This is a genomic window from Pantoea sp. S62 (genome assembly GCF_016658625.1).
Lineage (GTDB): Bacteria > Pseudomonadota > Gammaproteobacteria > Enterobacterales > Enterobacteriaceae > Pantoea > Pantoea vagans.
This window is the reverse complement of record NZ_JACVVI010000088.1, coordinates 1-205: the sequence shown is the minus strand read 5'-3', so window position 1 is coordinate 205 and position 205 is coordinate 1. Positions and strand designations below refer to the sequence as shown.

1 pseudogene is annotated in these 205 nt (G+C 62.9%); it reads left to right on the top strand.

Annotation, left to right across the window (positions count from 1 at the left end):
* A pseudogene (locus IBT54_RS25040) lies at positions 1-205 on the top strand (DNA methylase); the annotation flags it as partial.

The following is a 205-nucleotide window of genomic DNA, read 5'->3' as shown; positions in this document are numbered from 1 at the left end:
TATGCAGGCATGGAAAGCGGCGGGCTTTCGCGTCGTCGGGCACCTTGTGTTCACCAAAACCTACGCCTCGAAATCGGCGTTTGTCGGGTATCAGCATGAAAGCGCCTACCTGCTGGCCAAAGGGCGCCCGCCGCTGCCGGCGAAGCCTTTGCCCGACGTGATGCCCTGGCAGTACACGGGCAACCGGCACCACCCGACCGAAAAG